This is a genomic window from Pedobacter africanus (assembly GCF_040548825.1).
Lineage (GTDB): Bacteria > Bacteroidota > Bacteroidia > Sphingobacteriales > Sphingobacteriaceae > Pedobacter > Pedobacter africanus_A.
In genome coordinates this window covers 56,178-75,528 of record NZ_JBEPSL010000002.1, presented here as the reverse complement: position 1 = coordinate 75,528, position 19,351 = coordinate 56,178, and the positions used below count along the sequence as shown (strand labels likewise).

General features: G+C 42.6%; 15 protein-coding genes. All 15 read left to right on the top strand.

The window, feature by feature from the left end; all coding sequences use genetic code 11:
• Positions 1–10 precede the first annotated feature (10 nt).
• A complete protein-coding gene (locus tag ABIE26_RS10540; protein WP_310143300.1) occupies positions 11–1,582 on the top strand; it encodes a RagB/SusD family nutrient uptake outer membrane protein in 1,572 nt (523 codons plus the stop codon).
• Between the two features lie 41 nt (positions 1,583–1,623).
• Positions 1,624–3,108: a glycosyl hydrolase family 39 gene (locus ABIE26_RS10535; RefSeq protein WP_310143302.1), complete on the top strand. Its 1,485-nt coding sequence runs from the start codon at positions 1,624–1,626 to the stop codon at positions 3,106–3,108.
• Between the two features lies 1 nt (position 3,109).
• The gene (rhaM, locus tag ABIE26_RS10530; protein WP_310143303.1) at positions 3,110–3,424 is read left to right on the top strand and encodes an L-rhamnose mutarotase; all 315 of its coding nucleotides are present in this window, start codon (positions 3,110–3,112) and stop codon (positions 3,422–3,424) included.
• A gap of 90 nt (positions 3,425–3,514) precedes the next feature.
• On the top strand, positions 3,515–4,087 hold the full coding sequence (locus ABIE26_RS10525) for an RNA polymerase sigma-70 factor (protein WP_310143304.1): 573 nt from the start codon (positions 3,515–3,517) through the stop codon (positions 4,085–4,087).
• Between the two features lie 107 nt (positions 4,088–4,194).
• Positions 4,195–5,322: a FecR family protein gene (locus tag ABIE26_RS10520; protein ID WP_310143306.1), complete on the top strand. Its 1,128-nt coding sequence runs from the start codon at positions 4,195–4,197 to the stop codon at positions 5,320–5,322.
• 157 nt (positions 5,323–5,479) lie between these two features.
• Positions 5,480–9,037 (top strand): TonB-dependent receptor, encoded by a 3,558-nt coding sequence (locus ABIE26_RS10515; protein ID WP_310143307.1) that lies wholly within the window; start codon positions 5,480–5,482, stop codon positions 9,035–9,037.
• A 34-nt stretch (positions 9,038–9,071) separates the two neighbouring features.
• Entirely contained in the window at positions 9,072–10,508 is a 1,437-nt protein-coding gene (locus ABIE26_RS10510) for a RagB/SusD family nutrient uptake outer membrane protein (protein ID WP_310143309.1), read from the top strand.
• A gap of 57 nt (positions 10,509–10,565) precedes the next feature.
• Positions 10,566–11,819 carry a TlpA disulfide reductase family protein gene (locus tag ABIE26_RS10505; protein ID WP_310143311.1) on the top strand — a complete coding sequence of 418 codons (1,254 nt, stop codon included), beginning with the start codon at positions 10,566–10,568 and terminating at the stop codon, positions 11,817–11,819.
• Between the two features lie 13 nt (positions 11,820–11,832).
• A complete protein-coding gene (locus tag ABIE26_RS10500) occupies positions 11,833–12,921 on the top strand; it encodes a TlpA disulfide reductase family protein (protein WP_310143312.1) in 1,089 nt (362 codons plus the stop codon).
• 87 nt (positions 12,922–13,008) lie between these two features.
• Positions 13,009–14,085 (top strand): TlpA disulfide reductase family protein, encoded by a 1,077-nt coding sequence (locus tag ABIE26_RS10495; protein ID WP_310143313.1) that lies wholly within the window; start codon positions 13,009–13,011, stop codon positions 14,083–14,085.
• A gap of 2 nt (positions 14,086–14,087) precedes the next feature.
• Positions 14,088–15,179 carry a TlpA disulfide reductase family protein gene (locus ABIE26_RS10490; RefSeq protein ID WP_310143315.1) on the top strand — a complete coding sequence of 364 codons (1,092 nt, stop codon included), beginning with the start codon at positions 14,088–14,090 and terminating at the stop codon, positions 15,177–15,179.
• A gap of 96 nt (positions 15,180–15,275) precedes the next feature.
• The gene (locus ABIE26_RS10485) at positions 15,276–16,004 is read left to right on the top strand and encodes a LytR/AlgR family response regulator transcription factor (RefSeq protein ID WP_310143317.1); all 729 of its coding nucleotides are present in this window, start codon (positions 15,276–15,278) and stop codon (positions 16,002–16,004) included.
• Positions 16,005–16,120: 116 nt separating this feature from the next.
• Positions 16,121–17,704, top strand: coding sequence for a cysteine peptidase family C39 domain-containing protein (locus ABIE26_RS10480; RefSeq protein ID WP_310143319.1), 1,584 nt, complete (start codon positions 16,121–16,123; stop codon positions 17,702–17,704).
• A 131-nt stretch (positions 17,705–17,835) separates the two neighbouring features.
• Positions 17,836–18,066: a hypothetical protein gene (locus ABIE26_RS10475; protein ID WP_310143320.1), complete on the top strand. Its 231-nt coding sequence runs from the start codon at positions 17,836–17,838 to the stop codon at positions 18,064–18,066.
• Positions 18,067–18,125: 59 nt separating this feature from the next.
• Positions 18,126–19,325 (top strand): TlpA disulfide reductase family protein, encoded by a 1,200-nt coding sequence (locus tag ABIE26_RS10470; RefSeq protein ID WP_310143322.1) that lies wholly within the window; start codon positions 18,126–18,128, stop codon positions 19,323–19,325.
• Positions 19,326–19,351 lie beyond the last annotated feature (26 nt).

The window sequence follows — 19,351 nt, the reverse complement described above, 5'->3', positions numbered from 1 at the left end:
ATATACAGAGATGAAAAGTTTATTTATATATACCAAACGGCTCTTTTTGATGTTCTCTTTGATGCTGGCTTTAGTGCTGGCCTCCTGCAAGAAGAGCTTTATCGAACTGAGCCCTGAAGATTCCTATTCTCCGGAAACTTTTTATAAGACCGAGGCTCAGTTCAGGCAGGCCGTTATCGCAGCTTATGTGCCGCTGAGGGACCTGATGAACCAGGATTTCTATGTTTCGGAAATGCGATCCGACAATACACACTATCAGCCTTACCCAAGCAACAGGGGTACCGCTTACCTGTTTAAGGAAAACATTGACGATTTCATGGATGGACCTACCAATGCCAATACAAACACAGTTTATTTTGCCTGCTATTCCGGCATATCCAAAGCCAATATTGTGATAGAGCGTTTGAAAGAGGCAGATATTCCTGAGGCAGCAAGAAATGATATCGAGGGGCAGGCCAGGTTTTTAAGGGCTTTTAATTATTTTAAGCTGGTGCGTCTGTTTGCCGGGGTGCCCTTATATCTGAAAGAAGTGAAGAAGGCTGATGATGCTTTTCTCCCACGCTCCACGGTAGAGGAAGTGTATACCCAGATTACCACCGATGTGAAAGAGGCGATTACCAAACTGGCTGCGCCTGCCAAATTCCCGCAAAGCGGCCAGGCGACTAAAGGTGCAGCTACCATGCTGTATGCTGAGGTGCTGATGACGCAGAAAAAATTTGCGGAGGCAGAGACCGTGTTAAGTACTATGGCTGCTATGGGATATGGATTACAGACCAATTATGCAGATGCTTTTTTACCGGCAAATAAGAACAGTAAGGAGTCTGTTTTTGAGGTGCAATACCTGGAAGGCACGGCCCTGGGTACAGCGCCGAGTAATTTCATATACCAGTTTTTACCGCGCACTACTACAACTACATTAATAACAGGTACAGCTACCAACAATAGCGCAACAGGTGGCTGGAATACCCCTTCGAAGGATATGATAGACGCCTATGAAGCTGGTGATAGCCGCAAAGATGCCTCGATTGCTGTTGCTGAAGGCACGTACAATGGCAGCGATTTGTTGGTCGTTTCTGCAAACAAGAGTATTCTTAACTATGTACCTGCTGCTGGTAAAATTGGTATTCCTTACATTAAAAAATATTTACATACGCCGCATCCGGCCCCTAACAATACCAATGATAACTGGCCGATATACCGCTATGCAGACGCCTTGCTGTTACTGGCAGAAGCCTTGAATGAAAATGGGAAATCCGGTCTGGCCCTGGCGCCATTAAACACTGTAAGGGCAAGAGCTTTTGGAAATACCACGCATAACATTACCACTACAGATCCGGCGGCACTTCGTGACATTATAGCGCATGAAAGAAGGGTAGAGCTGGCGTTTGAAAACCATCGCTGGCATGACCTGGTGCGTACCGGCAAAGCTGTGCAGGTAATGACCGCACATGGTGCCCAGATGAAACAACTGTACAATTACCTTTCTCCGGCTTCCTATAACATTACACCGGCAAAACTGTTGTACCCTATTCCGCAGTCGGAACGCGAAATCAATCCTGAGCTGACCCAAAATCCATTGTAATTTTCAGGGGGCTTCTCAGCCCCCTAATTAACTAACCAGATATGTATCCTAAACCAAACCCGACCTTTTTCCTGGTCATTATATTCGCAGTTGTGCTGTCCTTTAAAAAGCTTGCTGCACAGGAAAAACCCCTTACCATAAACTGGAACAATACGCTTGCGGTTTCCAAAACCATACCAACCTTGCAGGTGGTATACAACCCTATGCTGCGTGCAAATTCGCCCATTCATAAGGCCAGCTTTGAGGCTTTAAAAAATATCAGCGCCGATTATGTGCGTTATGTGCCCTGGTTTCCGTATCCAAAGGCGGCAGTTGCCGAATTAAAGGCCCCCACGGCTACAGAAACCTTCTGGGATTTTCAGTATGCCGATCCGGCGCTTACAGATTTTATGGAGGCGACGAAGGGGCACCCTCCTGTCATCAACTTCAGTACCATTCCGGTATGGATGTTCAAAACAGCTAAGCCAGTAGTTTACCCTACTGATCCGGACCTGCCTTTCTGGGAATACAACCAGGGCAAGGAACTTCGCGATTCTACAGGTAAAGAAGTTGCAGGTTATTTTGCAAGGGTATTTAGCTGGTATACCAAAGGAGGTTTTACCGACGAACTGGGTAAATTCCATAAATCGGGGCACCACTATAAATTCCCTTACTGGGAAGTGTTGAACGAGCCTGATCTGGAACACCGGATGTCACCGCAACTTTATACCAGAATTTATGATGCAGTGGTTCTGGAGCTTAAAAAGATCTCGCCCGAAACAAAATTTGTAGGCATCTCCGTTGCCCTGGAAACCGATCCGCAGTGGTTTGAGTATTTCCTTAATCCGGTCAATCATAAACCCGGCGTGCCTTTGGATGGTATTTCCTATCATTTTTATGGTCGGCCGGCTTCTTTGGACCAGCAGATCGACAGCTACCAGTACTCCTTTTTCGATCAGGCCAATGGATTTCTGGATCGTGTACGCTATATCGAAAATATCCGGAAGCGTTTGTCGCCAAATACTTTTACCCATATCAATGAAATCGGTACCATTCTGCAGAACAGGGATTATAAAGGAGTGATTCCGGATGGATACTGGAACCTGTCTGGCGCTATGTTTGCCTATCTTTATGTAGAACTTAGTAAAATAGGGATTGAGGTAGCGGGAGAATCACAATTGGTAGGTTATCCCACTCAGTTTCCTGATGTGACGATGATCAATTGGAAAACAGGAAAGCCCAATGCCAGGTACTGGGTTTTGAAGCTGATCAAAGATAATTTTGGCCCGGGCGATAAGCTGGTGCCGGCAAATTCAAATCATCCTGATGTTGTAGCCCAGGCATTTATCACGGCAGGTGGTAAAAAACTATTGCTCATCAACAAAACCAATAAGACCATTAACCTGAAACTCCCGGTTATGCAAGGGGCAACATTACAAACCGTTGATGTAAACACCGGTGACAATCCTATAGCAAATGCTGAAGTTAAACCCGGTGCCTTTATGGTTAAGCCTTTTGCGGTAACCGTTATCAAAATAAAAGAATGATATGGAGCGGCTGGCTTTTAAGATGACTTTGCTGCCGGGATGTGCAGCGGCATATAAAAAACGCCATGAGGAAATATGGCCGGAAATATCCGCTTTATTAAAGACAGCAGGGGTAAGCGATTATTCCATTTACCTGGATGTGCAAACGGATACGCTTTTTGCAACGATGAAAATTGCAGATAGAAGGATGCTGGATGCCCTGGCTGACGAAAAGGTAATGCGCCAATGGTGGAATTACATGAGCGATATGGTGTTGAGCAATGCAGATGGAATACCTGTTTTAACAAACCTGACAGAATTGTTTCATTTGTCCTGAGGGCTTGCAGGGCCGGATTTAGAAAATAAATCCGGCACCATTGTTTTCCTGAGGTTAATTTTACGTAAATTTACCTCAGGGGAATCAAAGATGACTGCATATCACTCAATGTCTGATGTTGAACTTACCGGGCTTTTAAGGTCGGGAGATAATGCTGCGTTTACTGAGATTTATAACCGTTATCACGCAGCCTTATATATTCATGCATTTAACAAGCTTCGTAACCGGGAAGAGAGCCGTGATATTGTGCACGATCTTTTTGGCAGTTTGTGGAACAATCGTGCCAATCTGGTGGTAAAAACCACCTTGTCGGCCTATCTTTATACTGCAGTCCGTTACAAAATATTTGATTTTATTTCGCACAGGGATGTAGAATCCAGGTATATCTCTTCCATTGGCGAATTTGTAGAGAAGGGCGATTACATTACAGATCATCTGGTAAGAGAGAAAGAACTCACAGCGCTTATTGAAAAAGAGATTGCAGCGCTTCCCCCAAAAATGCGTGAAGTATTTGAACTGAGCCGTAAGGCAAACCTAAGCCATAAAGAAATAGCCGAGCAGCTAAACCTTTCTGAAAAAACGGTCAAAAAACAAGTAAACAATTCTCTCAAAATACTGCGTACAAAGCTCGGATCGGCCATATTTACCGCATTTATTCTTTAGCAGGTTGACGTTCAGAAAAATATTTTATTTTTTTTCATTTTTATCTACGCCCAGGGTTAGGCCTGGCCGACTCTAGTTATAAATCAGCGAAAAGAGATTGAGCAGCAATGGAACGTAAAGAAGTCATATTATTATTAAATAAATACAAAGCAGGAACCTGTAGTAAAGAAGAACAGGCTTTGCTGGAGAGCTGGTACCTGCAGCATGATGTGAATGCTATTGCTGAAATTAGCCCTGAAGAATTGAGCCAGGATCTTTTGCTGATGCGCAATGGACTTCCGTTGCAGCAGCCGGTTAGGCCAGGGTTCAGTACCTGGTCTTTTATTGGTGTTGCTGCGGCAGTGCTATTGGTAGTAAGTGTAGGGTTGGTCTTTTTTATCGGTAACGGTAATTTCAAAAATCCTTTTGGCGGCCCTGCATACGCGAATGATGTGCCGCCAGGAAAAAGCACCGCCATGCTTACCCTTGCCAATGGGGAAACGATAGGTTTGAGTGAGGCGAAAAGTGGGATTGTGATTGATGCTTCCAAATTGGCGTATAACGATGGCAGTTCGATTTCTATTCCCAATGAAGACAAAACAGTAGAGATGACTATGCGTACTCCGGCCGGTGGTACCTATCAGGTTATACTGCCCGACGGCAGTAAAGTCTGGCTTAATTCTGGCAGTAGCCTGAAATTCCCTCAGGTATTTAAAGCAGGGGAACGCCGGGTAGAGCTGACAGGGGAAGCGTATTTTGAAGTCGCAAAAAATAAAGAGCATCCTTTTGTTGTAAAAAGCCGGAATCAGCAGGTAACGGTTTTGGGAACGCATTTCAATATCAGTGCTTACGAAAATGATAACCTGACTAAAACTACGTTGCTGGAAGGCGCTGTACTGGTAGCATTGGATAACCTGCAAAAACGCAATGATGACAGTGGTTATACTGTGTTGAGTCCGGGTAAACAAGCGATCAGCAATGGCCGTAATCTTGATGTAAAGAATGCAGATCTGGACGAGGCCGTATCCTGGAAAAATGGTTATTTCCGTTTTAACGATGAAAAATTAAACAGTGTGATGCAGAAAATTGCCCGCTGGTATAACATTGAAGTGATCTATAAAGATAAACCAACAGAAGAAGGGTTTACCGGAACCATTTCAAGGGCATCCAACATCAGTGAGGTGCTGAGTATGCTGGAAAGGACCAAAACCGTTCGTTTTGAAATTGAAGGAAGGAGGGTGATGGTAATGAATTAAACTTTTACTACCTGAACCCTTAAAAAAGGTTACCCCGGCTTCGGAACCAGGATAACCCAATAAGCGGTTTACATCAATAATCTAAACTATCAACTAAGCGACAGGCCCGTCCATCTTCGAAAATGAAGGCCAGCCGTTTTTAAACCATGCTAAGCAAATGTACAATTTTTACACAAAAAGGTTGATACAGCTTTTTGGCTGTATTTCCAAAATCCAGTTGATGATGAACCTGGCCTTACGCCAGGTAAATAGAACCGGAAAAAGAGAATGGATTATGCGAGTTAACCTGACCACTTTACTCTTAATCACAGTTATCCTGCAGGTAAGTGCAGGCAGTTATGCGCAAAAAATTACCTTATCGGAAAAAAATGCGCCCATTAAGTCTGTGTTAGACAAAATCAGGACCCAGAGCGGGTACGATTTTTTATTTACCACCACCAATTTAAGGAATGCAAACCCGGTTACCATACAGGTAAAGGACGTTGACCTGAAGGAAGTATTAAAGCAGGTTTTTGAGGACCAGCCCTTTGATTATTCGGTAGCCAACAATTCGGTAGTAGTTTCCAGGAAGGAGACTTCCTTTCTGGAAAAGCTTAAGAACGCTTTTTCTGCTGTTGACGTTCGCGGCCGTGTGCTGGATGAAAACGGGAAAGCGATGGCGGGGGTGAGTGTCAAATTGAAAGGGACCTCCACAAGGTCAACTTCATCTAATGAACAAGGCTTTTTCAGTCTTTCTGTTCCGGATAATGCGGTGCTGGTATTCTCTTACGTAGGTTATGTTACCCGGGAGATGTTAGCCAGTCCGACCATGGTTGTGGTGATGCAGCAGGGACAGAACAAGTTGGAAGAAACCGTAATCGTTGGTTACGGAACATTAAAGAGAAAAGATCTGGTTGGATCTGTTGCCGTTGTGGATATGAAAGAAGTACGCGATGTACCTTTTGCAACGATTGACCAGGCACTCACCGGTAAGGCCGCGGGTGTGCAGGTAGTACAGGCTGATGGCTCGCCAGGTGGTGTAGCCAAGATCAGGGTCCGTGGAGGAACTTCATTGATGGGTGGGAACGATCCTTTGTATATCATTGATGGTGTGCAGGTACAGGTACAAAACCGTTTTCAGCAAACCGCTTCTGATATTGTAAGCCCTGTAGATCGTGGTGGCCAGGATGATCCGAACACCACAGTAGCAGGATCCTTTGCCCGCGGGTTGAATAGCCTGGGCGGATTGAACATCAATGATATAGAAACGATAAACATCTTGAAAGATGCTTCTGCTACAGCAATTTATGGTTCAAGAGGTGCCAACGGGGTGGTGATCATCACCACTAAAAAGGGGAAAACCAATCAGAGACCGACATTTGAACTGAATTTGTACCATGGCCTCAGCCTGGCTGAGAATGAAAAGGTCCTTAACCGCGATCAGTACATTACGATAGTTAAAGAGGCTGCTAAAAACCTGAACCAGGTAAGGGCACTCGCAGGCGAAACCCCTGATGGTTTGGCCACAACAATCGTTAACGATCCAAACTATTTCGGCGCAGCCAATACCAACTGGATGGACCTGGTAACACGTACCGGAACAACGCAAAATGCGGACCTTTCTGTAAGGGGTGGCGGAACAGGTACACGTTATTACACGTCGTTAACCTATAACAAAAATGAAGGTGCGGTGCGTGGTACAGATTACAGGCGTATAGCTGGTAAGGTAAGTCTGGACAATGACATCACCAGCAGGTTCAGGGTGAACACCAATCTGGATTATGGTTTTACCAGCAATAATATCACCAACGGACTTTATACACAGGCCCTTTATGCCCCTCCAACCTTTGATCCCTATAACAGTGATGGCAGTGTGAAAATTTTTGATCCTGAAACGATCGGGGCCTATGCTTATCAAGGCTTCCAAAATCCATTGCTGCTTACCAAGGGAATCAACCGATCCAACTCCATATTTGCGATAGGCAGTATAGCTGCTGAATATGATATCCTGAAGGATCTGAAATTCAGAAGTTCTGTGGCTGTAAATTACAACAACTACAGGCAAACCAATTTCATCCCAAGTACAGTTTCGGTAGCTACACCTAATGGATCCGGTAGTTCGGGCAATGGAACAGCCACCCAGGCGCAGGCAGAGCAGGTGAATACCTTTATCCAGAATTATCTTACCTGGGACAGGAGTTTTAATGATAAACACAGTCTTAACGTGATATTGGGTACCGACTGGCAGATCACCAAAGCAAATGCTTTTTCTGCCAGTGGTCAGGGATTTCCAGATGATACCTACCTGAATAACCTTTCATCTGCGGCTGTAACCCTTCCTTCAACGGGTACTTCTGACCAGAGTTCATTGCTCAGTTTTTATTTAAGGGCAAATTACAGCTTTATGGACAAGTATATGATCTCCTTTACCGGAAGGTCGGATGCTTCGTCTAAATTTCCTAAGGCCAACCGTGTAGGTTACTTTCCTTCCGGTGGTTTGGGCTGGCGCATCTCACAGGAAAATTTCCTCAGGAAGGTGAAATGGATCAATGAAATAAAGTTAAGAGCAAGTATGGGCTATACCGGAACGCAGAACATTGCAGATAACCTTTTTTATACCTTGTATTCGCCTGTTTCTTATGCCGGGTTAAATGGTCTTTCTCCTACGCAATTGGGTAATCCGCGTTTAAAATGGGAATCAACCCTGCAAAAAGATGCCGGTTTAGAATTTGAATTCTTTGGCTCCCGCCTGCGTGGAGAGATTGGATACTATGAAAAAACCACATCTGGAATTTTATTCCCGACTGCAGTGGCTGGTACGAGCGGTTTTGAACAGGTAACTGCAAATATTGCTAAAATCCGCAACAGGGGGCTAGAACTCATGATAGGTGGAGATTTTATCAGGAATAAAAATTTCCAGTGGTCTGGTACTTTGAATATAGCGGGCAACCGATCTAAAGTCCTGGCCCTTTCTGGCGATATAGAAGATCCGGCAAATCCAGGTGTTTACAGGTTTGGCAATACTGTGTTAAAAATAGGTGAACCCGTGGGCTTGCTTTATGGAAGGGTATTCAAAAAAATTCTGGCTACACAAGCAGAAGTGGATGCTTATAGTCAATCAAGCCCCGGATACTATCCTTACCTGGGCATTGGTGATGCAAGTTACGAAGTAGTAGAAAATTATATGGGGTATCAGGGATTTACTTATTTCAAAGACGACATTATCGGCAAGGCAGAACCTAAGTACTATGGCGGATATACCAACCGCTTAAGCTATAAATCCTTTTCATTAACTACGCTGACTACATTTTCTTATGGTAACGACATTTATTACCTGGCCGACATCCGGAACCGAGACGTTGCGGAGCGGACAAATAAAGGTATTCGGATACTGGACAGGTGGACTCCGGAAAACCCAACTGCCACCAGGCCGCGGCTTATCATGGGCGAAAGTTCATATGCCTATGCAGCAAGCGACAATGTTTACGATGCTTCGTTCATTAAGCTGAAATCGGTGACCCTGGCTTACCAGTTCCCTAAAAGTTTTACCGACAGGCTTAAAATCAATAGCGTATCGGCTTATGTATCAGGAACCAATTTGCTGAGCATAACAAATTATCCGGGTGTTGATCCTGAAGTAAGTAACGACCCCTACAGTTTAATTGGCGGATACAGCGATGCCGGAGGCTATCCTTTTGTCAGACAATTTAGTTTTGGATTAAGGATAGGCTTGTAAGAGATACAATTAGAACAACATAGACATAAAGGACATGAAAACATTATATAAAATACTGGCTGTAGTTGTGGTAATTACCGCTGGTTATGGATGTGAAAAGGAACTGAGTGCACCACCCAAAAATGCAAAAGTGGAGGGGAATACAATTATTGACGCACCTACTTCTCAAATTGCATTAAACGGTGCCTATTATAACTTTGCCAATGCTACAAATATTAAAACTGGATGGCAGTGGCATCAAATTCTTCCGTCAACATTTGCAGGGTATATAGGCTATGGATATGGTGCGGGTTCCAACGAAAGCAATATTACTACTGGTAATTCCGGTATGTATTGGGAAGAGTCTTACCGTGCATTAAATGCAGCGAATGGTGTAATTGCAGGTGTTACCGCACTCCCTGATGCTGCTTTCAACGGAAACCGGAAAAAAGAAGTCCTTGCTGAAGCGAAATTTATCAGGGCCTATGCCCATTTTAAGATACTCAGCTATTATGCAGAGTGGTATAAGATCAATAGCACACAGGGTGTATTGCTTCGTGATGAGTTGTCTACGCTTACCAACATCTTAAAAAAACGCAGTACGGTAAAAGAAAGTTACGACTTTATCCTTGCAGATCTGGATGAAGTTATTGCCAATGGGCCGGCTGCAAATCCTAATCATTACGCTACCAAATGGGCGGCAATGGCTTTAAAAATGCGCGTGCTGATTAACCGTGGTGGTACAGGAGATTATACAGCTGTTATCCAGCTGGCAGACAATATTACGCAAAACAGTCCTTATGTATTGGAAGCCAGTCAGCAGAATTTATTCCGCGTGGCAGGCCTGACCAGCAAGGAAGTGATTTTGGGGGTTAAACCACAGGCGCTGCAGACATCAGATCCTTATAGCAAAACCCGGCAATATTACCCCGGAGCATCATCATTGTATGTTGCCAAGCAGGCTTTAAAAGACCTTTTTGCAGGAGATCCAAGGCAAAGCTGGGTAGTAGGGCCTGCAACTCCTTACCAGCAATATTCACCGAATACCTATTATTTTGCTAAATATGTGGAAACAGGTACAGTCCCAACTGTTGTAACCGAAACCGATTATGTGTTGCGTTTGACTGAAGTTTATCTGCTAAAGGCCGAGGCAATAGTACGTTCTGGCGGAAGTCTTGCTGATGCAAGAACATTGGTGCACACCATCCAGCAAAAAGGTGGTTTAACACCGGCCAATGCACCTTATGCTGCGGTTGATGCTGCGGCTACGCCCGCAGACCTTCTTGTTCAGATTTACAGGGAAACATCCAGAAGTATGGTGGGGGAAGATGGCAGTGAATGGATGGCCTTGCTGCGTTTGCCATTTGAAACGGTTAAGGTATTGAGACCTACAATTACAAGTCAGATTCAGTACATCATTCCTGTTCCGCAAACCGAGTTTGTATACAACCCTCAGTTTGGTGAACAAAACACAGGGTACAGCACAAATTAAACTTTTTAGAATAGCCGGGACAAAGTCCCGGCTTATTCGTTATACCACTAATAATTTATGATGAAAGTAAAACATATCTTAATCCTTGCAACGCTGCTGTGCAGTGTTACAGATTCATTTGCTCAAAACAAGTCCGGTGTTAAGGCAAATGGTATTGGTTCATCCCAACAGAAAAACACTTTTGTACTCGCAGGAAAAATAAAAGGAATGCAAAGTGGCAGGCTTAGGTTATCCTATGAATCGGGCGGAAAATACCTGCTGGACAGTACATTGGTCAAAAACGGGACTTTTATGTTCAAAGGTAAAATTTCCGGACCTGTTATGGCTTCTATTGAAAGCAGTAAAGCCGGCATGATGATGGATGACCCCAATAGGGGTGGCTTTTTTATTGAACCCGGAAACCTTAGCATAGAAATTACTGCCGGTGATTTTAAAAATCTGAGATTAAAAGGCTCCAAAACCCAGGACGAAATGGCCGCGCTCGAACTAAAAAAGAAAAAGTATACAGACCAGATGCGCGTATTATCTGTGGCTTACGATAAAGCCAATATGGCTTATATAAATGCGCGGAAAGCTAAGAAAACTGAAGCAGAGCTTGAGGTATTAAAAGAAGCTGCAAATGCAGCAAAAGATAAAATGGACCCCTTGTACGAGGAAATTGGACGTATAGATATGGAGTTCATAAAAACACATCCGGATTCCTATTACACCGCATATGCTTTGCGCTGGAAGGTTTCCTCACTGCCTCTGGCAGAATCAAAAGCATTGTACGCTGAATTATCAGACCGGGTAAAGCAAAGCAGTTACGGTAAAGAGATTGCCAAAGAGATCAAAAGCCTGGAAGGTGGATCGCCAGGTAGTGTAGCCTCCGTATTCAGTTCAACTGACATCAACGGACAACCACTGGGCCTGGCCGATTTTAAAGGTAAAAAATATGTGTTGCTCGATTTCTGGGCCAGCTGGTGTGTGCCTTGCCGTAAAGGTAATCCACATCTGTTGTCATTATATAGCAAATACAAAGATAAAGGTCTGGAGATTATTGGGGTATCTGACGATGATGGCAACCATGAAGCCTGGAAAAAAGCAGTAGAAAAAGACAATATTGGTGTATGGAAACACGTGTTGAGGGGTTTAAAAAGAGTAGGCAATACTTATGATAAGTCGGAAGATATTAGCGAGCCTTACGCCATCCATACCTTGCCAACCAAGATCCTGATCGACAAAAACGGAATGATCATTGGCCGTTATGGCGGTGGAGGCGAAAACGATGAGGCTATGGATAAAAAACTGGCCGAGATTTTTAACAACTAAAACTGAATATGAAATGATGAAGCACAACTTTTTATCGGTCATTTTGCTGATAGCCCTGCCAATTGTGGTGAATGCACAAAACACAGATTTTACACTGAACGGCCAGATTAAAGGTATTCGCGGTGGTGTGGTTGAAATAAATCGCTATGATTCAAAAACGCGGACTTCAAGTCCGGTTACTACTGCAAAACTGATTAACGGCAAGTTTGTGGCAAAAGGTAAAGTAAATGGACCCCAAATGTTAGGTTTGGTTGTAAAACCAGGTAACTGGGGGACACAGGTATTTATTGATGGAGGAAATGCCTTTGTTCAAATGGATACCATAGGTTCAGAACATTACGATTATACAGCATATGGAATGGATAAAGGTGCCCGATTGAAAGCGGTTAAAGTATCTGGATCGGCGGGGCATGCTGATTACATGCAATATGAAAAGGCCATTTCGGCTGAAAAAAACAGGAGTAAGATCAATGAAACCCAGCTGGGCTTCATCAAGCCCTATATCAATCAGAAACCGTCCTCAGTAGCAGGTGTTTATATGTTGAGTCAACATTACATGTTCAATTCGCAAATGCCGCTTACCGAGCTTGAAGGTATGCTGGCCAAGTTTAAAGGAGCGGCCGCACAATCTTTGTATTATGGCAATCTTCAGCAGGAGGTAGCAGAGCGTAAGGCAATTCTTCCCGGTAACCTGGCGGAGGACTTTACCTTGTTAAAGCCTGATAGCACTGAGTTTACACTTTCTTCAACACGTGGAAAATATGTGATGCTTGATTTTTGGGCCAGCTGGTGCAAACCTTGCCGGGAGGCAATTCCACATTGGAAAGAAGTTTATGCCAGATATAAAGACAAAGGCTTTGAAATAGTAGGTATTACAAATGATAACAGGTGGAACCTTTGGAAAAAAGCTATGGAAGAGGAAAAGATGGACTGGATACAGGTTGCCGACGATTTCCCTGTTAAAAATATGCCAGCGAGAATAGCCAGCAGGTTTAAATCCCCAACCATACCGCAATATGTTCTGTTGGACAAGGAAGGTCGTATTTTGGTGGTTACCAATCATAAAGAAGACATAGACCGTAAATTAAATGAGCTGTTTTAGAAGTTTCATCTACACCCTGACCCCATGATGGCCGACTTTAAAATAGAACCTAACCAGCTAACTAATTGAACCATAAATAAAAGAACTATGAAAACACTTAAAAATTTGGCAGTAGCAGCGTTGATATGTACGGCAGGTACTGCCTTTGCGCAGCAAGCTACAGTAAAAGGCAACATTAAAGGACTGGGCGATGCCGAACTGAATTTCCATTATTATGAAGGCAATGAACCCAAAACCAGTAATGTAAAAGTTACCGGCGATAAATTTACCTGGACAGCGCCTATGGCCGATCCGCAGAAAATTACGGTCATGTTTCCGAAAAGGGCAGTCTGGCTATTTGTTGAGCCCGGAAATATGGAATTAACAGGTAGTGCTGATTCGCTAAATAAGGTTAAACTGACCGGTTCTAAAATCCAGAACGAAGCAGATGCTTACGAAAAGTTGCTGGCCCCTATTTCGGCAAAGCAGGATCCGCTATACAAAAAGTATGGTAAAGTAAGCAAAGAAGAGCAGCTGGCACTGGAACAACAACTGGACGACATCAGGATGGAAAAGCGTGCGGTAGCCAACAAATACATTGCAGAACACCCTGAAAGTGCCTTTAGCCTTAGTCTGGTAACAGACCGTGCCGCAATGGGCGAGTATAAAGACATTCAGGCAGCATATGACAAGCTGGGCAAGAACGTAAAAAACAGCCCGGAGGGCAAGCGCCTTACAGAACGTTTGGCCATACTTAAACGCAGTGCCATTGGTACACCAATGCTAAATTTTACACAGAACGATACCGAAGGAAAACCGGTTAGTTTTGCCGCTTTCAAAGGTAAATATGTGCTGGTTGATTTCTGGGCCAGCTGGTGCGGACCATGCCGTGCAGAAAACCCGAACGTGTTAAAAGCATACAATAAATATAAAGACAAAAATTTCACTGTAGTGGGCATTTCATTGGATGATAAAGGTGAAAACTGGAAAAAAGCCATCAAAGACGATGGTATGCCATGGACGCAGCTTTCTGACCTGAAAGGATGGAAAAATGAGGTTTCCGAATATTATGGGATCAGGGGAATTCCGAGCACTTTACTGGTAGACCCTAATGGGAATATCATTGCTAAAGATCTGAGAGGGGAAATCCTCAATAAAAAACTGGAAGAGATTTTTAATAACTAGATATGAAACAGTTAATCAAAATCACATTAAGCTTTGTACTGCTTGGCAGCTTCAGTGCTATGGCGCAGGATTTTACACTAAATGGTAGCATTAAAAATTTTAGTGGATCATCTGTACAACTCCATATTACTAAAGACCATATGGGTGCGCCCGAGGCCATAACCATACCAGTTCAAAAAGGGAAATTCAGTTATAAAGGGAAAGCATTGCGCTCTCCCTATTTTGCCAGTTTGGCCATCGAACCGCAGAAGCAAATTCAGTTTGTACTTTACAACGAACCTGTGAGGATAGAAGCAGATGCCAATGATTTGAAGTCAGCAAAACTATCAGGAGGCAAACAAATTGAACAATACAATCAATATCGGCAGACGCTGGGGGCTTTGGAAACTGAAATCAGGGAGATCTATACGAAATTGCGGCCCCTGGATAAGGAATCTGCAGCAGCTGTTGCACTGAGAGAGAAAAACAATGCCTTGAACAAGGAAAGCGAAGCGCTGGCAACTAAATTCATAGCGCAGCATCCCGGCTCTGGGGTTTCTCCCTTTTTACTATGGGCAAACCGTTTAGACATGACTACTGAAGTGAAGTTGTACAGCAGCTTAGATTCTAACCTGCTGGCAGATAACTCGTATTTTAAATTCATCACGCCATCCATGGTTGGTCAGCGGAATACTGCAATCGGTAAAATGGTTCCTGCAATGAAGCAGGCCGATACCCTGGGCAATATGGTATCGTTAAGGGATTTTAAAGGAAAGTATTTGCTGATTGATTTCTGGGCATCCTGGTGTGTACCTTGCCGTGCCGCCAATCCGGGTATGGTAAAGCTTTACAATCATTATAAGTCTAAGAACTTTACCGTTCTGGGGATTTCTTTAGATAAGAACGATAAGTCCAAATGGACGGATGCGATCAGAAAAGACGGGTTGACCTGGAATCATATATCAGACCTGAAAGGCTGGGACAATGAAATTTCGCGTGCTTTTGGGGTAAACAGTATTCCTGCCACAGTCCTTGTTGATCCTAATGGCGTAATCATTGCACGAAACCTGTCGGAAAAAGAGCTGGAGACTTTACTGGAAGAAAAGTTGAAGTAATTCCCAGGATATTGAGTCAAATTTTTAAGACATAAGGTAAACGGCTGGCCTGAAAGCCGGTCGTTTTAGCCTCTTTACTAACTAAACGTTCTGGAAATGACCACTTGTTATGTTATTGACGATGAAAAATTTAGTATAAATGAAATAACGGGGATGGTCGAAAAGACACCCGGTCTTAAGTTGATAGGAAGTAGTGTAGATCCTATTCTTGGTTTGCAAGAAATTCTGGAAAACCAAACTCCGGATATAATCTTCCTCGATGTTGAAATGCCCAATATTTCAGGGTTGGAATTAATGCAAATGATGCCTGGGAATGTTATGGTGATTTTAACTACTGCTCACGCCAAATATGCTGTTGACGCATTTGATAAAGATGTTGTCGATTACCTTTTTAAACCCTTTAATTATAGTCGTTTCATTAAGGCCGTAGAGAAAGCGAAATTAATGATGGGATTGAGACGACCAAACAGCGTTCAGAGAAATGATGAGATTTTTGTAAATACTGGAAAGAAGGGAAACTTCTCACGGATCAGAATTTCGGAAATAGTATGTATCAAGGCAATAGATGATGTCGTCTCAATACACACGAGCTGCGGTGTTCACTTTTCACACATTAGGTTAAAAGAAATTGAACAAAGTTTGCCTCCTGAAATTTTTATCCGAATACACAGAGCATTTATTATTAGTGTCAATTATGTTAAGGAGATTAACGGTTCTAAAGTGACGATGTTGGATAACTCCTCGTTTCCCTTAGGCGATTTGTATAAAAATGATTTCCTAGCTAGAATTGAAAAAAAAATTGTCAAAACCTATCGTGGGCACTAATATTTAAGGCTTTACCTTCAGAATGTGGTTGTTAACAATAACAAATAGCCGTTTTGCAAGCAAATTCTTTGTATGACTTGATGTTGGTTAACTTGTAATAACCAAACATTCAGACTATGCTCTTATCTCCCTTTTCAAAAAAAGAAAACGCCGTTGCTGTACTTCATGCACTGGTAAAAAGATTAAATGTCCGTGTAAGTTATGAGACCATTAAATCGGCATTGCATGAACATCCGGATTATTCGAGTTTACTTGCACTTAGTGATTGCCTGACCGAATGGAAAATTCCCAACAGTGCCTATCAGATTGATAAAAAGGATTACAATCCGGCCGATCTTTCCTTTCCGCTGATTGCACACCTTCAGAAAACAGGGCAGTTTATCCTGATCAATAACATCAATAACGGATCTGTAAACTATACCGACGAGAAAAAAAGCAACGCCAGCATGTCTGAGCAGGACTTTCTTGCCCAATGGGGAGGAGTGATCTTATATGCCGAAGCAAGCGCAGAAAGTGGGGAGGCCGACTATAAAGCACAGTCTTTTAAAGGTTTTTTAAACGGCTTGCGCATCCCTGCACTGGTTGTTGCCATTTTAAGCTGCATCGTCTATGTCTTTTTCCAGTACAGCTTCAGCTGGGTGTTTACAGCTTTAACTGTACTTAGTTTGGCAGGCCTTACGGTAAGTACTTTATTGCTGATCTATAGTGTCAATGCCAGCAATCCTTTTGTACAAAACCTCTGCAGTCTGGGCAAAAAAAACGATTGTAATGCCATTTTAAAATCCAAAGAAGCCAAGGTTACCGACTGGCTAAGCTGGAGTGAAGTAGGCTTTTTCTACTTTGCAGGCTCCTTGCTGAGTTTGTTATTCGTAAATAATGCGGTTCCCTATTTAGCCATTTTAAATTTATGCTGCCTGCCTTATACTTTCTGGTCGCTCTGGTACCAGTATAAAGCCAAAAACTGGTGTGTATTGTGCTGTACGGTGCAGGCTTTGCTTTGGCTGCAGTTTATCGTTTTCGCAACAGGCACAGGATACACAGTGCCAGCTTTGGAAGTAACTACAATTGTAGCTATGCTGTTCAGTTTTGCAATCCCGGTTGTGATATGGGCATTTGTAAAGCCCTTTATGCTGAAAGCCGAGCAACTGGCTCCTTTAAAACAGCAGCTGAAAAAATTCAAATACAACAGTGACCTGTTCAACCAGGTATTGACCAATCAACCGCGTTTTTCGGTCCCTAATGACATTATGCCTATTGTATTGGGTAATGCTGAAGCAGAAAACATCATCACCATGGTCAGCAACCCCTTCTGCGGGCCATGTGCAGCAACTCATAAAATGTTAGATAGCTGGTTAAATGTGCGTGACGATATTCAGGTAAAAATTATTTTCAGCACAGCAAATCATGATGATGACCCGAAAACTAAAGTCGCAAGGCATATGACAGCTTTAAGTCTAATGGATGAAAGGAGCGAAGTTGAAAAAGCATTGAATGACTGGTATGGTCGCACCAAAAAAAATTACAATGTTTGGTCGAAAGACTATCCACTTGATATTAATGATAATATTGAAGCTGTTGTTAAAAAACAAAAGGAATGGTGTGAAGTGGCAGAAATAAGTTTTACTCCAACCATTTTTGTTAACGGGTATAAGTTGCCAGATCCATATCGATTAGACGATGTTAAATATCTCCTTTCTTAAACTTTTTTGCGCGCGAAACGAATTGTTGAGTTGCAACGACACAGTTCGGAATGACCAGCATTGAGGTCATAAAAAACATGTCGCAGACGTAACTCATGCGGAATAGAGTTGCAAGACCTAAGAATAAACTCATGAAAAAGTTAAATTTAAGTGCATCAGGATTTACTGGTGGAAGCTTGCTAAGCAGATCGGAAATGAAAAAAATTGCTGGAGGATCGGGTAATTCTATCAATGCAATTTGTCTTGAATCCTGCCTGCCACATCCGATAGAAGAAAAAGATAGGTGTATAGGAAATTGCCCGGTTTGTTTCCGGGTGACAATTGAACAAGGTTTTATATGTATTTCGGAAGTTCCTGAATAAAAATTAACTATGATTACACCGTATATGTTAACATATATGGTGTATCTTTTCATTTGATTATGAAGGTTATAACTATAATTACTTGCTTGTTTTTTATTCCATTGTTTGTTAAATCGCAATCAAAGGAGGTAAAACAGTTCATTTTGGAAGGCCAATTGCATGGAAGGGACTCTGGTTTTATTTGGCTGAGGTATTGGGATAAAGGTGGAAAGGAAATCCGTGATACAACTTACCTCCAGGATGGTAAATTTGCATTCAAAGGAAGGGCGGAGGAGCCTACATTAGTTACTCTTATAGGGAATATAACTGGCAAATACTTTGATGCTGACGATCCAAATTTGACTGAGATTTTCATTGAGCCAAAGAAAATGTTTGTGGAACTACATCAAAACAACTTCAAAACAGCGAAGGTAACTGGTGCATTAACCCAAGATCAATTGTCTGCTCTGGATAGGCAAAAATTAATTAAACGAAAGAAATTTGATTCGCTCTCTGTTCTATATAAAACGCTGGTTTTGCATAAAACAAAAGGCGATAGTACCGTGGAATTAAGCGCTATTAAATCTGAGTTATCGTCAGGTGCTAAAAAGTATATATCTGAAAGTAAGAACATGGATTTGGATTTTATAAAATCTCACCCCGATTCTTATCTAAGTCCATATTTGCTGTACAACCTGTTATTAGCAAAGGCTGTGTCATTACCGGAGTCAGCAGTATTTTTTAACTCATTTACCGAGCGAATTAAAAGCAGCCAGTTTGGTGCTGCGGTTCAGAAGAGGATTTCAAATGTTGAGCAGCCGAGAGTAGGCGTACCAGCTTATGCCTTTAAAAGGACAGATTACAAAGGGAAACTAATTCATCTCAAAGATTTTAAAGGAAGGTATGTATTACTGGATTTCTGGGCGAGCTGGTGCGTTCCCTGTAGGCAGTTCTTTCCAGAGTTAAAGCGTATATTTGCAGAATATGAGCCAAAAGGATTAAGTATTATCAGCGTTTCTTCTGATGAGAAAAAAAACAATTGGATAAATGCAATAAAGAAGGATGATATAGGTTCTTGGGTGCATATACTATCTTATGACAATGCGCCAGAATTATTAGGTCATGAATCAGAAAATAATCTATTGATAAGATATAATGTCAGGGCTATCCCTGTACTCATCCTGATCGATCCTGAAGGCAAAATTGTTGGCAGATATATTGGCGAAGGAAAGAACGGTGACGAAAAAGATCTTTTTCAGAAGCTAGCTGAGATTCTTTGATCTAAATACTATCGATAACAAAAAAT